This window comes from Cupriavidus sp. 291-E7 (assembly GCF_057798835.1).
Genome location: NZ_JBYOJV010000009.1, coordinates 128,836 through 143,856, shown reverse-complemented (window position 1 = coordinate 143,856; position 15,021 = coordinate 128,836). Strand labels below are relative to the sequence as shown.

13 protein-coding genes are annotated in these 15,021 nt (G+C 65.2%); 1 reads left to right on the top strand and 12 read right to left on the bottom strand.

Annotated elements, in window-relative coordinates; translation table 11 throughout:
* Positions 1–211 precede the first annotated feature (211 nt).
* The gene (locus tag AC3FLX_RS17430; RefSeq protein WP_488698556.1) at positions 212–1,375 is read right to left on the bottom strand and encodes a BamA/TamA family outer membrane protein; all 1,164 of its coding nucleotides are present in this window, start codon (positions 1,373–1,375) and stop codon (positions 212–214) included.
* A gap of 5 nt (positions 1,376–1,380) precedes the next feature.
* Complete coding sequence (locus AC3FLX_RS17425) at positions 1,381–2,376, bottom strand: hypothetical protein (RefSeq protein WP_488698555.1); 996 nt, start codon at positions 2,374–2,376, stop codon at positions 1,381–1,383.
* A gap of 305 nt (positions 2,377–2,681) precedes the next feature.
* Here AC3FLX_RS17425 and AC3FLX_RS17420 point away from each other — a divergent pair, with 305 nt between their 5' ends.
* A complete protein-coding gene (locus AC3FLX_RS17420; protein ID WP_488698554.1) occupies positions 2,682–3,575 on the top strand; it encodes a LysR family transcriptional regulator in 894 nt (297 codons plus the stop codon).
* A gap of 37 nt (positions 3,576–3,612) precedes the next feature.
* On the opposite strand, the gene AC3FLX_RS17415 is transcribed toward AC3FLX_RS17420, so the two are convergent.
* From AC3FLX_RS17415 to AC3FLX_RS17370, 10 genes are all read right to left on the bottom strand, one after another.
* Positions 3,613–4,266: a methionine ABC transporter permease gene (locus AC3FLX_RS17415; RefSeq protein ID WP_488698553.1), complete on the bottom strand. Its 654-nt coding sequence runs from the start codon at positions 4,264–4,266 to the stop codon at positions 3,613–3,615.
* Positions 4,247–5,377, bottom strand: coding sequence for a methionine ABC transporter ATP-binding protein (locus AC3FLX_RS17410; protein WP_488698552.1), 1,131 nt, complete (start codon positions 5,375–5,377; stop codon positions 4,247–4,249). The genes AC3FLX_RS17415 and AC3FLX_RS17410 overlap by 20 nt, the downstream gene beginning before the upstream one ends.
* Positions 5,374–6,210, bottom strand: a complete 837-nt coding sequence (locus tag AC3FLX_RS17405; RefSeq protein WP_488698551.1) for a MetQ/NlpA family ABC transporter substrate-binding protein — start codon at positions 6,208–6,210, stop codon at positions 5,374–5,376. Before AC3FLX_RS17405 ends, AC3FLX_RS17410 begins: the two co-directional genes overlap by 4 nt.
* A 44-nt stretch (positions 6,211–6,254) precedes the next feature.
* On the bottom strand, positions 6,255–7,628 hold the full coding sequence (locus AC3FLX_RS17400) for an LLM class flavin-dependent oxidoreductase (protein WP_488698550.1): 1,374 nt from the start codon (positions 7,626–7,628) through the stop codon (positions 6,255–6,257).
* Positions 7,628–8,878: an SfnB family sulfur acquisition oxidoreductase gene (locus AC3FLX_RS17395; protein ID WP_488698549.1), complete on the bottom strand. Its 1,251-nt coding sequence runs from the start codon at positions 8,876–8,878 to the stop codon at positions 7,628–7,630. The genes AC3FLX_RS17400 and AC3FLX_RS17395 overlap by 1 nt, the downstream gene beginning before the upstream one ends.
* Before the next feature lies 1 nt (position 8,879).
* Positions 8,880–10,148, bottom strand: a complete 1,269-nt coding sequence (locus tag AC3FLX_RS17390) for an SfnB family sulfur acquisition oxidoreductase (protein ID WP_488698548.1) — start codon at positions 10,146–10,148, stop codon at positions 8,880–8,882.
* 495 nt (positions 10,149–10,643) lie between these two features.
* Entirely contained in the window at positions 10,644–11,786 is a 1,143-nt protein-coding gene (locus AC3FLX_RS17385; protein WP_488698547.1) for a 3-deoxy-7-phosphoheptulonate synthase, read from the bottom strand.
* Between the two features lie 113 nt (positions 11,787–11,899).
* A complete protein-coding gene (locus AC3FLX_RS17380; RefSeq protein ID WP_488698546.1) occupies positions 11,900–12,583 on the bottom strand; it encodes a GntR family transcriptional regulator in 684 nt (227 codons plus the stop codon).
* A gap of 78 nt (positions 12,584–12,661) precedes the next feature.
* Positions 12,662–13,663 (bottom strand): TRAP transporter substrate-binding protein, encoded by a 1,002-nt coding sequence (locus AC3FLX_RS17375; RefSeq protein ID WP_488698545.1) that lies wholly within the window; start codon positions 13,661–13,663, stop codon positions 12,662–12,664.
* An 84-nt stretch (positions 13,664–13,747) separates the two neighbouring features.
* Complete coding sequence (locus tag AC3FLX_RS17370; RefSeq protein ID WP_488698544.1) at positions 13,748–15,013, bottom strand: TRAP transporter large permease; 1,266 nt, start codon at positions 15,011–15,013, stop codon at positions 13,748–13,750.
* Between the last annotated feature and the right edge of the window lie 8 nt (positions 15,014–15,021).

Below are 15,021 nucleotides of genomic sequence, written 5' to 3'. Positions count from 1 at the left end.
CGATCATCTTGTCTTCCGTGCGAGACCACACAGTTTGCGGGGCAGTTACCGCCGCCCTGCATCGGGTTGGGAGTGTGTCTTTAAGTCACCTGGCGGCTATACCTTGCATGATCGCTGGGAGGAAACCCGCAACGGTGAACGCATCCGCGTTTCCCCCAAGATCCGAGAGAGCCTTCCCCGGAAATCGGCGACGAACTTCCTTTTGGCCCGTTCAGAAGGCCTCGTTGATCTGGAAGTAGACGCCCTTGGTATTGCTGCCGACGCCCACGTCGAAGCGCACATTGACGCGCGGCTTGAATTCGAACCGGTAGCCCACGCCAAGATTGGGCGGCCAGTGCGCGGACGTCAGCGCGCCGGGATTGGGCGCGATTGCCCCGGTGCCCGCCCAGAACACCATGCCCTGGCGCCCGACGATGTGCCAGCGGTATTCCACCTGGGCGGTCAGCATGGCCTTGTCGCGGTACTGGCCCGTGAAGTAGCCGCGCATGCGCCGGTTGTCGCCGAGCTTGGACATCATGCTCCAGGGCACGTCGCCCCAGTTGAACTTCCCATAGATATCGAACGCCAGCACATCGCGCTCGCGCATGCGGAAGTACTTGTCGTAAGTAATTTCCAGCGATTCGAAATCCGAGTCGCTGCCAATGGCGCGGCGGTACACGGTGCCATTGAGCAGCAACGCCTGACCCTGGTACGGGTTTGGCAGGAAGTCGCGTGTGTCATACGAGAAATGCGCGGTGAGAGCGCTGCTGAGCACGCGCGTGCCGTGCGGGTCCGTCGCCAGCGCGCTATTGGCGCCACGCTGTAGCTGCGTGGCATCGTCGTACTCGAAATCGTAGCCGCCGCCCACGTAGATATTCGGGCGCACCCGCACCATGACGCGGGGCTGAAACACCACGCCACGCCGCGTGTAGTCTTCCTTGTTGGCGTTGTCGATCGCATTGTTATAGCCGATGCCCCAGTACGCGGTTGGCATGCTGATCAGCGCGCCACTGAAGACAAAGCGATAGCTATCGTCGGCAAAAAACGTGTTGTTGTCCGCGCCGATGCCGAACGCACCCGAGGTGGTCAGAAAGCCGTGCAGATTCAGCGTGGATAGCTGCGTGTCCTTCTCTGCGTTCTTTGGCTTGTACAGGCCGATGGCGGCGGCACCCACGCCCAGCCCCATTTCGGGGTTGTAGAACGGCCCCGGCAGTACACCCCAGTCGATCCCGTGGCTGAGGTCTACCTCCTTCGACGCGCCGAGCTTGTTGAGCACCTTGTCGATCCAGCTCACATGCTCGGGCGCCGGCGCATGTTCCGGCTCCGCCGGTGTCTGCGCGCCCGCGCTGGCCATGTACGTGGCGATCAGCAACAGCGGGAGCGGTGCGGCGCGCATGGTGGTCAGAACCGGAAGAACCCGGTGGCGATGACGTTGTTGCGGTTGTATCCGTAGCCGATCTCCAGCAGCAGGCCGATGCTGCGGTTGATCGTCCAGCTTGCGCCGAAAGACCCGCTCCAGTATCCCGTCACGTGTTCGCCGATCTGGTAGTTCAGGCGCGCCGTCTGGCCGTCGGTATCGGGCAGCGGCACATCGAAATGGCCGGTAATGGTGGCGCGCGTGCGGAAATAGGTGGCACCCACATACGGCGTCAGAAGCCCCAGCCCGTGCCCGAGCCGGATGTTCCAGCCCACGCGCGGTCCGATGTTGATCGACTTGACCGGGGTGTCCGACATCGTGATGTCCGCCACGGTGTACGTGACCGGCAACGAGAAGAACAGCTGTTTATAGGTGCCGACCAGCGTGAAGCCGCCGCCGTAGGTATGACCGCTGTAGTTGGCGTGCTGGGTGGGCAGCTTGATCGGCTGCCCGCACGCGGCGCGCGGCCGGCGGCCACCGCAGCCGATGTTGATGCCGAAAAAGCGTTCCAGATCGGTCAGCGAGGAGAAATTGATATCGATCGATCCGCTGCCTTGCACGTTGCCGACGATGCCGTACACGTTCATGAACGGAAATAGCCAGGCCCCGAACTGAACCTGATTCGATGCGTTGTGAATGCGCGATTGCTGGAACTGGACGAAATCCGCCGACCGCAGCGCATTGCTGCCCACCGACACCTGCAGGTCACTGAGCAGATAACGCTGATATCCGTTGTAGTACGAGTAGCCGATGTCGTAGGGATTGGGCAGGTTGTAACCCTTGTCGATCACGCGCTGGGCGAAGAACGGCAGCGCGCGGTCCCACTGTGCCGGTTCCGCTGGTGCCGGCTCCGCGGAGCCAACCGGGCCGACGATGCCCCGATACGGTCCCGACTGTGTATCCGGCGATACGGTGGCCGCCGCCGCGCCGCCGCGCCGCCGCGCCGCCACTGCCGCCGGCCGTCCAGGCGTCCGCGCCACGGGGCAGGGAAAGGCCCAGGCACAGGACGATGGATAAGGCGAACGGCGTCATTACCCGCAGGAAAGCCGGCGTGTCGCGGTGGGGGCGGCGGATTCGCGGGTCGCTTTGGCTGCCAGCAGCGGTCATGGGGCGCGGCGATCTCGGCGTTCAGTCGAAGTGGGTTCGATGTTCCCCGATTGATCGCCAGGGCCGAAGTGAATGTTTTCGTACGCCGAGTTAGGTGAAACAGGTGCTGGCAGCGGCTTTCCCGTGGAGTATTCTTGCGCCATTGCCAACTCACGGTTGTGAATAAACCGCAACGATCATGGACAGGGCGCGCGTATTGACACTGTTTCTGGGCGTGGTGCGTGCAAAGAGCTTTGCCCGCGCCGCCGTGGAAGCCGGGGTCACGCCACAGGCCGTCAGCAAGGCCGTGCGAACGTTGGAAGAAGACCTCGGGGTGCGGCTGCTGCACCGCACCACGCGCAAGCTAAGCCTGACGGACGAAGGCGCACGCCTTTTCGAACTGGCCGACCCCGGCCTGCGTCAGTTGGACGAGGCGCTGGCGCAGGTGCGCAGCGCCCGGAGCGAGGACGACGGCCTGATCCGTCTGACTGCCCCGCCGTCTGTTGGCGCGCATGTGCTGGTGCCGCTGATGCAGCAGTTCCGCGAGCAGTATCCAGGCGTCACGTTCGACCTGCAGCTCAGCGATCTCTTCACCGATCTGGTCGAATCGCGCATCGACATCGGCTTTCGCTCGGGAACCAGTCCTGGGCAGAACCTTGTGGCGCGCCGTCTGTACGACCTGCCGATGGCGATCTGCGCGGCGCCGTCATATCTGCAGCGTCATGGCGAACCGAAGACGATCGACGAACTGGTGCGCCATGTCTGCACCGGCTTTCGGCGGCCCGTCACGGGTCGCATGGTTCCCTGGGAACTGAACGTCGATGGCGACCTGGTCTTTCAGGATGTGCCAGCCGTGGCCACTTTCAACGACGTGCAGACGGAAATTGCCGCCGTGCGCGCGGGCATGGGCATCGGGCAGTTGTCGACGTTCCTGGTGCACGACGATATCGAGTCGGGACGGCTGGTGCCCATCCTGCGGCAATTCGACAGCAACAACGTCGGCTTCTACATGTACTACCCGCACCGCACGCATATTCCCGTCCGCGTGCGCAGGTTCATCGATTTCGTGATGGAAGCGGCAGGGCGACCGTAAGACCCGCCCGTTTGATCACCGCTTCCGGCGCGGCCGGCTACCTGTCGCGCAGCCGCAGCACCACGCGGTCTCCTACGGCCTGCACGACGGTGACGAGCGCGATCAGGATCACGATGACGACCGCCATGACCGTCGTATCGAAACGCTGGTAACCGTAGCGGATGGCGAGGTCGCCGAGTCCGCCGGCGCCAACCGCGCCAGCCATTGCCGAGGCGCCGATCAGCGAAACCACCGTGATCGTGAAGCCCCCGACGATGCCGGGCAGTGCTTCCGGCAGCAGCACGTGCAGCAGGATATGCCGGCGCCGGCAGCCCATCGCTTGCGCGGCCTCGACCAGCCCCGCATCCACTTCACGCAGGCTGACTTCAGCGATGCGCGCAAAGAACGGCGTGGCGCTGATGGCCAGCGGTACCACGGCCGCCCAGACGCCAATTGTCGCGCCGACGACGAGGCGCGTGAACGGCAGCAATGCCACGAGCAGCACGATGAACGGCGTCGCGCGGAAGCCGTTCACCACGCCGCCCAGCACACGGTGCAGCCTGGGCGCCGGGCGCACGCCGCCAGGCGCGGAGACGACGAGCACGAGTGCGAGCGGTATGCCAGCCAGCGCGGCAATCGTCGCCGAGGCACCGACCATCGTCAACGTATCGAGAAATCCTTGCCAGAGGCGTTCAATGAGAATCGGCGACATAGCCAAGCGTGCGGAAGGTTTGGGGAGGGATGGCGGCATGCGCGCCGGGCAGCGATACCAGCAGACGCCCCTGCGTGTGGCCCTGAATGCGATCCAGGCTCGCATGCAGCAGATGAACATCGCTGCCAAGCGTGGAGGTCAGCGCTGCCAGGCCGGGTGGGCCAGCATCGCCGGCGTAGTGGAGTTCGGCGATGCATCGGTACGCGCCCGTCGATGGCGGCGCCGTCAGCAGCCGCGCCGCGATATCGTCGGGCATGCCCGGCGCCAGCGGCGCAAGCAGCGCCTGGGTGGCGGCGTGGCGCGGGCTGCCGAAGACCTGCCAGACCGGCCCGGTTTCGGCGATCGTGCCCTGGTCCAGCACCAGCACCTGGTCGCAGATTTCCCGGATCACGCGCATTTCGTGCGTGATCAGCACGATGGTGATGCCAAGCCGTTGATTGATGTCGCGTAGCAACTGAAGGATCGACTGCGTGGTTTCCGGGTCCAGCGCCGACGTCGCTTCATCGCAGAGCAGGATCTCGGGGCGGTGCACCAGCGCCCGCGCAATACCCACGCGCTGCTTCTGGCCGCCGGACAGGCGGCGCGGATAAGTGTCCTGCCTGTCCTGCAGCCCGACGAGCGCCAGCACTTCGTCCACGCGCCGCGCAATGACGTCGCGCGGCACGCCGGCAACCTTCAGCGGGAGCGCGACGTTCTCGCGCACGGTCTTCGCGGACAGCAGATTGAAGTGCTGAAAGATCATGCCGATCCGGCGCCGCAGTGCCACGCGGCCGTCATCGTCCAGCGTGGCGATGTCCTGGCCGTCAACCAGCACCTTGCCCTCGGTCGGTGATTCCAGCCCGTTGATCGTTCGCAGCAGCGAGGACTTTCCGGCACCGCTGCGCCCGATGATGCCAAAGATGCCGCCTGCGGGAATCTCCAGATCGATGCCGGCCAGTGCCTGAACCACACCGGCGCTGCTGGTGTATCGCTTCGATACCCGCTGGAACCGCACATGGCCGCCCGCCGGCCTTGCATGGCCCGAGACGGGATGCGTCACGGCGCGCGTATCGGCGCCCGCTGCCGTGGCGGATAGCGGGCTGCGGCGCAGCAGGGCAGTGAGCGTGGTCATGGGCGCTCCGTCGCGCTGGCCGTCTTGAGCCAGGGCAGGCTGTAGAGCTTGTCGTTGTTGGCGTATGACGCGCCCAGTTGCTTGCGAACCGCCGCGGAGTCCTGGTAGATCTTCACGAAGCGCGCCACGCGCGGGTCCGCTGCGTTGTCTTCGCGCGCGACGAAGCGGATGGCAAAGTAGGTGTCGTCGATGCCCGAGTACAGCAGACCGGCGCCAGCCACCTGTGGCTTGCCGGCGTTGACGAAGTGGGCCGGATAGCCTTGAGCCAGATCCACGTCGTCAAGCGCGCGCACCAGCTGCGGGCCTTCCACCTCGATCAGCTTCAGCTTCTTCGGGTTGGCGACGATGTCATTGACGCTACCCTTTGCACCCACGCCGTCGCGCAGCTTGATCAAGCCGGCCTTCTGCAGCAGCAACAGACCGCGTCCCTGGTTGACCGGGTCGCTGGCCACGCCCACGCGCGCGCCTTCCTTCAGTTCGTCAAAGCGTTTGATGCGCGTCGAGTACAGCCCGATATTGGGCAGCACGCCGGTGGCCACGCTGCGAAACTTGTAGCCGCGTTCCTTGACGGCGTTATCGAGAAAGGCCTGGTGCTGGAAGTAGTTCAGGTCGAGGTCGCCCGCCGACAGTGCAACGTTTGGCGTGGTCCAGTCGGTGAACTCCACCACTTTGACGTCCAGCCCCTGTTTGCGGGCCTCGGCGGCGGCGACTTCAACGGAGTCGGCGAGCGCACCGGGTGTGACGCCGATGCGCAGCGGGGCGGCCTGGGCGGTGGAGATAACGGTCAGCGAGGCAAGCAGTGCGACAAGCGCGGAGGAGAGGAGGCGTTTCATTGGTTTTGTCTTGAGAACAGGCAGGGAGGATCGGTCAGGTGTGATCAGAGCTCGCGGAACGCGGCGGCGGCATGGCGCTGCGGCAGCCGGTCGCCTTCCGAGAAAAGTTTGTGCCGCAGCGTGCCATCGGCATATCCGGTCTTGTAGCGGCCACGGTCCTGCAGGGCGGGAACGACCAGATCGACAAAGTCCTCGTAGCTTTCGGGCACGACGGTACGGCTCAGGTTGAAGCCGTCGATGCCGGTTTCGTCGACCCACTCGGCCAGCGTGTCGGCCACCTGCGATGCGTCGCCGACGATTGCCGGATAGCGCCCGCCGAGTTCGAACAGGTCAAGCAGTTTGCGGCGTGTCCAGCCGTGTTGCGCGGCGGTCTTCGTGGCCGACTCGATGGCGTTGCCGCCGCCATAGTCGACAGGATCGTCCAGGCCGTAGCGTCCGAAGTCGACGCCGGTGCTGGCTGCAAAGTGGGCGAGGCCCGCCTCACGGCTCGCGTAGTCGCGGTATTCGGCGTGCTTCTCGCGTGCTTCCGCTTCGGTGCGGCCTGTCACCACGGCGGCACCCATGAAGACTTTCACGTCATCGGGGTGGCGGCCCGCAGCCGCCAGCTGCTCGCGCAGCGCGGCCACCGTCTTGCGTGCCGCCTCCTTGCTGGGTGGAGAGATGAACACGCATTCCGCGTGGCGCGCGGCAAAGCGCTGTCCCCGTCCCGAGCTGCCCGCCTGGAACAGTACCGGGGTGCGCTGCGGCGACGGCTCGGACAGGTGGTAACCATCGACCTTGTAATAGCGGCCCTGATGGTTCACCTTGCGCACCCTGGCCGGATCGGCGAACACCCGTGCGGATTTGTCGCGCAGGACGGCGCCGTCCTGCCAACTGCCTTCCCACAGTTTGTAGAGCACCTCCAGGTACTCGTCGGCGCGCTCGTAGCGCTCGTCATGGGGAAGTTGCGCGTCAAGGCCCATCGCGCGCGCCGCGCTGTCCAGATAGCCGGTCACGATATTCCAGCCGATGCGGCCACGGGTCAGGTGATCCAGGGTCGAGAAGCGGCGCGCCAGCAGATAGGGCTGCTCGTAGGTCAGGTTGACCGTGACGCCAAAGCCAAGGTGGCGCGTGGCGGCGGCCATTGCCGGCACGATGAGCAGCGGGTCATTCACGGGGAGCTGGACCGACTGCTGCAACGTCACGTCGACGTTGTTGCGATAGATGTCGTACACGCCGACGATGTCGGCAATGAACAGGCCGTCGAACAGGCCGCGTTCAAGCGTGCGCGCCTGGTCGATCCAGTAGTCGAGTGTGTTGTATTCGGCGGAGCGGTCGCGCGGATGCGTCCACAGGCCGTGATTGATATGCCCCACGCAGTTCATGTTGAACGCGTTGAGGAGGATGTGCTGCCGGGGCGGCCGATGGCGATTTGTCATCAGATCGCTCCATGCCGTGGCGGCAGCTTGTCGTTGAGATGGTAGTTGCCAATCGCGTGGTACTTCCACCGCACGGGGTCGTGCAGCGTGTGCGTGCGCGCGTTGCGCCAGAAGCGGTCGAGACCCTGGCTGTCGAGCGTGGCGGACGTGCCGCCAAGTTCGAATAGCCGTGTGCCCGCCAGTAGCGATGCGGTGGTGGTTGCCGCGCGGGCGGCGGCCACGGCGAGCGATGCCTGGGCAACGCTTTGCTCGTCGGATGCATGCTGCGCGGCATCGGTGACGTGGCCGGCGCGGCGCACCAATGCCTCGGCGGCGCGCAGTCTCACCTGCACGTCGCCGACATGATGGAGGGTCAGCGGATCGTCGGTCGCGCTGGAAACGGCGGCGTCGATCCACGGCCGCGCGTGGTTGCGCACGAACTGCAGCGTGGCGGCAAACGCGCCACGGCCGATGCCGAGGTCGATGGCAGCATGCAGCAGTTGCGCGAACGGGCCGATGGTCGTGGGCCGCTCGAACGACGCCAGGAAGGGAACCACCCAGTCCGCTTCGATCCGCACGTTTTCGAACGTGACCGATCCGCTGCCGGTCACACGCTGGCCGAAGCCGTCCCAATCGTCGGTGATGCTGACGCCTTCGGCCGTGCGGGGCACGAACGCGAGCCACGTAACGTCCCGGCCAGTCTCCTGTGTGGCGACGAGCGTCGGAATCCAGTGCGCGTACAGCGCGCCGGTGCAGTAAAACTTCTGGCCGTCGACGCGGAACCCATCGCCGTCAGGTGTGAGTCGTGTACGGCGTTTGAAATCCTTGTGGCCGATCTCCGCCAGCGCGTTGCCAAAGCGCTCACCGGCGAGCGCGCGTTGATAAAAGAACGCCTGTTGCGCGGACGTGCCGCCGACGCGCAACACTTCGAGCGCATAGAAATGGTTCTGCGGAATCTGCCCGAGCGAGCCATCCGCCGCCGAGATGATCGCGATGACTTCGGCAAGTGTCGCGCTGGAAACTCCGGCGCCGCCGTATTCGCGCGGTACGGTGATGGCCCACAGGCCGCTTTCGCTGAAGCCCTCCAGTTCTTCCCACGGCAGTAATCGCTCGCGGTCGCGTCTGGCGGCGCCAGGTGCGAATCGTGCGGCCAGGCGGTGCGCGATGGCGATGGCTTCAGCATCGTCCTTGATGACGTGGGGGGTGACCGCTGGCGCAGGGGCGGGCTGCGCACGGCCGTCGGCCGGCGGCGGGGTGAATAGCAACGTCATGTCAGTTCCAGGAATGCCGCTTGGGCAACGCGTTGTTCAGGTGGTAATTGCCAATCAGATGCAGCTTCCAGCGCACCGGGTCGTGCAGCGTGTGGGTGCGGGCATTGCGCCAGTGGCGGTCGAGGTTGTGTTTGGCGCGCGTGGCGGAAGATCCGGCCAGCTCGAAGAGTTTTTCGCTCGCATGGAGCGCGGCCTCGGTGGTCAGTACCTTGGCTTCGGCCACCGCAACCGATGCGCGGGCGCTCGATGCTTCGGTGACGGGCCGCGCGGCGATTTCGTCGAGCGTCAGCGCGGCTTCGTGCAATACGGCGCGCGCCCCTTCGATATCGATGGCAAGCCGGCCAACGTCGGCGATCAGATGCGGATCGTCGCTCGCGCGCTCGACGCCCGAGTCGATCCACGGACGGGCGGACTCGCGCACGAACTTCACCGCGTCATCGAATGCCGCCTGCGCGATGCCAAGGTCGATCGCTGCCTGGATCAGTTGTGAGTTGGGGCCGTAAAGTCCCGGCTTGTCCGCGAGCGTCCAGAGTGGGATCACGTCGTCGGGCGAGATCGACACCTGGTCGAACACCACGGTCCCGCTCGCCGTCGTGCGCTGGCCGAACGACGACCAGTCATCGATCACGGTCAACCCGGCGGCGTTGCGGGGGACCCAGACCTGAACGGGGCGGTCGTCGTCATCGAGCGCGCGCGTCGGCACGCGATGCGCGAACAGTGAACCGGTGGAGTAGTAGCGCTTGCCACTGAGCCGCAGCCCTTGAGGCGTCCGGCGCAGGCGAGTGGTGCCATCAAGAACGGTGCGGCTGCCTGCCGAGCGCCGTTCGGGGCCTGCATTGCCAAGCCGCTGCCCGGCCAGCACTTCGGCGTAGAACCGCCGCTTTTGCGATTCGGTCCCGGCCTCGCGCAGCACGCCCAGCAGCCCGAAGTGATTTTGCGGAATCTGGCCCAGCGATGCGTCGGCGGCACTCAGGATGGCGAATACCTCGGATAGCGTGGCGTACGAGACTTCGGCGCCGTCATAGGCCTTCGGCACCGTGATGCCGCCGAGGCCGCTCGCTGACCAGAGGTCGAGTTCTTCCCACGGCAGCAGGCGCTCGCGGTCGCGGGCGGATGCGCCCTGCCGGAATACGCTCGCCAGGGCATGCGCGGCGTCGATGGCCTCCGCGTCGGAGCGCAGGCGCCGCACTCGGGACGGATCGGGAAGACGCGGTTCGCGGTGACCCGCAGGGGGCGGCTCCACAGCGTGGATGTCTGAAAGGTCGGTCATGGAGTGTCGTCGGAAGGGGCGGGCCGGCGTGGTTGCCGGAAGCCCTGATGCGGCGCGGCAGGCGGGAATGCCGGCGGCGCAGCGGTGTTTCGACACGATACTGCTGCCCGCCTGCCACACGAACGACGCGTTTTTTCTATGCAAAAGCGACCGCATCGCATAAGCGCATGCGCATTCGTTCGATCGGCATGCAGGGGAGCGTGTGCTGAAAGCGATGGCCGGACGACGTTGACGAGGCCGGTGCACGCGGCCGCCAGCGCACGGTCAATGGCGCGGGTGGGCACATGCAAGAGGGGGCGCTATGACGGATGGTCCCTCCGAACTTCCGAGGGCTATGCCGCGGGCAGCGGCGTGGTCATGGCGAGAATCAGGTGGCCGGAAAGCTCCGGTCACATGTGATTGTGGCGGCGGGATAGCGGTGTCCCGCCGCAATACGACTGCAAGCCTGGCCGGAAGGGCGGCGGTCGTTGCAACCGCCGCTACCGGCCCGAAGGACTATCGCTTCGCGTTCAGCGCGCGGCGCTTGTTGACGGCTTCGCTGAGCTTGTCCAGCACGGCCACCGAGTCGTCCCAACCGATGCAGGCGTCCGTGATGCTTTGTCCGTATGCCAATGCGGTCGGATCGTGTTCGCCGGGCGTGAACTTCTGCGCGCCGGGGAGCAGATGGCTTTCCACCATGATGCCGAAAATGGACGCGCTGCCGCTGCCTACCTGTTGCGCCACGTCCGCCGCGACGTCGATTTGCCGCTGGTGTTGCTTGCTGCTGTTGGCGTGGCTGCAGTCGACCATCAGCGAATTACGCAGCCTGGCGGCATCGAGTTCCTTGCAGGCGGCGGCAACGGAGTCCGCATCGTAGTTCGGTGTTTTGCCGCCGCGCAGGATGACGTGGCAATCCGGATTGCCCTTGGTATGCACGGTCGCCACCTGGCCATTCTTGTGGACGCCCAGGAAGTGATGAGGGCGTGAAGCGGCCTGAATCGCGTCGATGGCAATCTTGATATTGCCGTCGGTGCCGTTCTTGAAACCGATTGGCGCCGAAATGCCGGAAGCCAGTTCACGGTGCACCTGGCTTTCGGTCGTGCGGGCGCCAATGGCGCCCCAGCAAATCAGGTCGCCGATGTATTGCGGCGAAATCACGTCCAGGAACTCGCCGGCGGCCGGCAGCCCAATCCGGTTGATGTCGAGCAGCAGGCTGCGCGCAATGCGCAGGCCTTCGTCGATGCGATAGCTTTCGTCCAGATACGGGTCGTTGATCAGTCCCTTCCAGCCTACCGTGGTACGGGGCTTTTCGAAGTACACGCGCATCACGATCTCCAGGGAGTCCGCGTAACGCTCGCGCTGTGCCATCAGCCGCCGCGCATATTCAAGTGCCGCTTGCGGATCGTGGATCGAGCACGGACCCATGATCACGAGCAGCCGGTCATCCTGGCCATGCAGAATGCGCGAGATGCGCTGGCGCGACTGGGTGACCAGCGATTCGACCGGCGTGCCACGGATGGGGAAGAAGCGGATCAGATGCTCGGGCGGCGGCAGCGGAATGATGTCTTCCACATGCGCGTCATCGGTCACGCTGGTGCGATCCGGTGGCGCTTGCCATCCCTCGGCAATAGTGGGCGGCGATTTCTGCGGATCATTCATGGCTGGCTCCTGGGGGGAATCTGGATGACGGAAATCTGCCCCGGAGGCCATTTTGCCTCGGCGGCGCATCCGATTTCGACGTCGATGGGCAGGATTCTAATGGACTCCAGCCATCAGGCATTGATCACACGACGTGCAAACCGCTCCAGATAGTCCATCAGCAAGTCCGCGCCGCGTGCGGCTTCGGCTTCATTGCCGCTGGCGATGGCGTCGGCCATTGCGTGGTGAGCCTGCGCGCCCTCGGCAATCTCGCCCTCGTGCTGATAGGCGTACCAGAAGCGGCGGCACTGGACGATCAGCGGAATGACGGCCTTGACCGCCGAGCGGTTGCGGCAGGCCGCGTGGTTGACGTGGTCAAGGGCCTGGTCGGCGGCCATGTATTCGTCGAGATTGCCGCGCTGGGCAGCCTTGACCATTTTCTGGGCGCTGGCCAGCAGGGCCTTGCGCTGGGCGTCGGTGGCGCGGCGCGCGGCGCTGGCGGCGATCAGCCGTTCCAGTACACGCCGGGTGGCGATGACGTCGAGGTGGTCCATCACGTCGATGGTCGACACCATCAGGCCGCGTCGCGGCTGCTGCACGATCAGGCCCATCGAGACCATGCGCATCAGTGCTTCGCGCACCGGCGTCCTGCCGAGTTCGGTCATTTCGGCAAGCTCTGCCTCGACCACGGGGCTGCCCGGCGCGATCTCCAGCTTCGAGATCATCGTCTCGATGCGGTCATAGGCGATATCGGCGGCCCGCCGCTTGCCGTTGTCGGCGGGCGCGGCATTACCAAGGGAGCTGGAAATGTTAGGCATCTCGAATGAAGAGGCGGCGTAACCCGCCAGCCGATGGGGCTGGCGGTGGCGGACATTATGCCGCAGCCGGCAGCGGGATCAGAGCGTGGCGCCGATCTTGCGCAGTTCCGGGATGGCAGGTGCCTTGGCAACCCACAGCTCGTCGAACTTCTTGATCACCGGTTGCGGGTCGTAGCTCGATGCGCTCTTGAAGGTCACCGACGATTGCTTGAGCTTGTCCACAAGGCCGGCTTCGGTCGTGACGATATCGTTGATCTGGGCGACCAGCGCCTGGTTGACCAGCGCGCGAACGAGATCGCGGTCCTTGGGGTCCAGCCCCTGCCAGATGCGGCCCGATACCAGCGGTGCGAACGGCATGAACAGCGCGTTCATCGGCAGTAGCGCCTTCGAGATCTTGTCGTAGCGCTGGTTCCACGACAGTTCGATATCGGCCTCCAGGCCATCCACCTGGCCGTTGGTCATGGCATCGAACACGGCCGGCGTGGGGATGGGAGTGGGGGCGGCGCCCAGCATCGAGTAGAAATCGCGGTAGACCGGCGTGGGGTTGATCCGCAGCTTCATGCCCTTGAGGTCGTCCGGCGTGTTGATGTCCTTCGTGGCAAAGACCACGCGCATGCCGGTGATGCCCCAGCCCAGTCCGATCGTGCCGGTTTCGCGCGGCAGCGCGTCCAGCAGCTTCAGCGCGGCGGGCGTGCGTACGAGCTTGGCGACGCTGGCCGTGGAGCGCACCAGGTAGGGCGCGTTGATGGCGGCAACGCTGGATACGCGCGACCCCAGTTCGGCGGCCTGGATCCAGCCCATGTCGAGCGCACCCGATTGCAGCTGCTGCATCATCGCCGATTCGTTGCCGAGCTGGCCCGAGTGGAACACCGTGACGCTGAGCCGGCCGTCGGTTTCCTTCTTCAGCGATTCACCGAACGCCACGGCGGCGCGGTTCCACGAGTGGCCGGCGGGCGTGATCAGCCCCAGCCGGAACTCCTTGGTGGTGGCGGCGCGCGTGGTCGAGGTAATCACCAGCGGCGCGGCAGCGGTGGCCAGTGCGGTGGTCTTGAGGAAGCGACGGCGGGTGAATTGGGACATGGCAGGCTCCTGTACGTTTGGGGATGACGATGCGGCGGAATCTCGAATGGGCGGAACGGATCAATGGATCAACAGGCAAGGCGGCTACTTCAGCAATCCGATGGACAGGCTTGGGAATAGCGACAGCATGACCAGTCCAACGCAACTGATCAGGAAGAAGGGCAGCGTGATCATGAACATCTTGCCGGGCTTGGCGCCGGTGACGGCGGACGCGACGAAGAAGCTCAGCCCCACGGGCGGCGACATCAGCCCCAGCACCAGGTTGATCACGATGACCACGCCGAAGTGGCGCGGATCGATGTGGTAGACCTCTGTGGCAACGGGCAGCAGGATCGGCACGGTCATGATCAGTCCCGGGATGCCGTCGATGACGGTGCCGATGATCAGCAGAATCACGTTTGCCAGCAGCAGGAATGCGATCGGGCTGTGCGCCACGGTCTGAATCCATGTCGCCACCATCTGCGGAATCTTCCCGTAGATCAGCAGCCACGAGAACACGGCCGCTGCGGCTACCAGGAACAGCACGATGGCCGAGTAGATGGCCGAGCGCAGCAGGATGGCCGGCATCGTGCGCATGTCGAATTCCTTGGTGACATAGCGGCCCACCAGCGCGGCGGCCAACGCGCCGACGGCGGCGGCTTCGGTAGGATTGGCCAGCCCTGCCAGGATCGAGCCGACGATCACGATGGGGATCAGCAGCGTCGGGCTGGCATGCAGCACCGTCAACGCGCGCTCGCGCAGCGTCTTGCGTGCGCTGCGTGGATAGTTGTAGAACATGCCCATGATGGCGATGATCACGAAGAACAGCACCGTCAGCAGAATGCCGGGCAGGATGCCGGCGATGAGCATGTCGCCCACGGCCACCTGGGCCAGCACGCTGTAGACCACGAACATGACGGACGGCGGGATGATCGGGCCGAGCATGCCGCCATAGACGGTCAGCCCCGCCGCGAACGTCTTGTCATAGCCCTGCTTCTCCATCTCGGGCACCATGACCTGCGCCATGATGGCCACCTGCGCGGTGGCGGAGCCGATGATCGACGACACCAGCATGTTGGCCAGGATGTTGACGTAGGCCAGCCCGCCCTTGACCGAGCCGACGAATGCCATCGACAGGTCCACCAGGCGGCGCGTGATGCCGCCGCTGTTCATGATCTCGCCGATCAGGATGAACAGCGGGATCGCGATCAGGCCGTAACTGTCCACGCCGGAGAACATCTGCGTGGGAAACGACTGCAGCAGCACGGTGTCGCCGGTGCTGAAGATGAATGCCAGGCCAGACAGGCAGAGGCAGATGCCGATGGGCACGCCCGCCAGCATGACCGCGCAGAAGAATAGGGTGGTGGTCATCGCGGTCC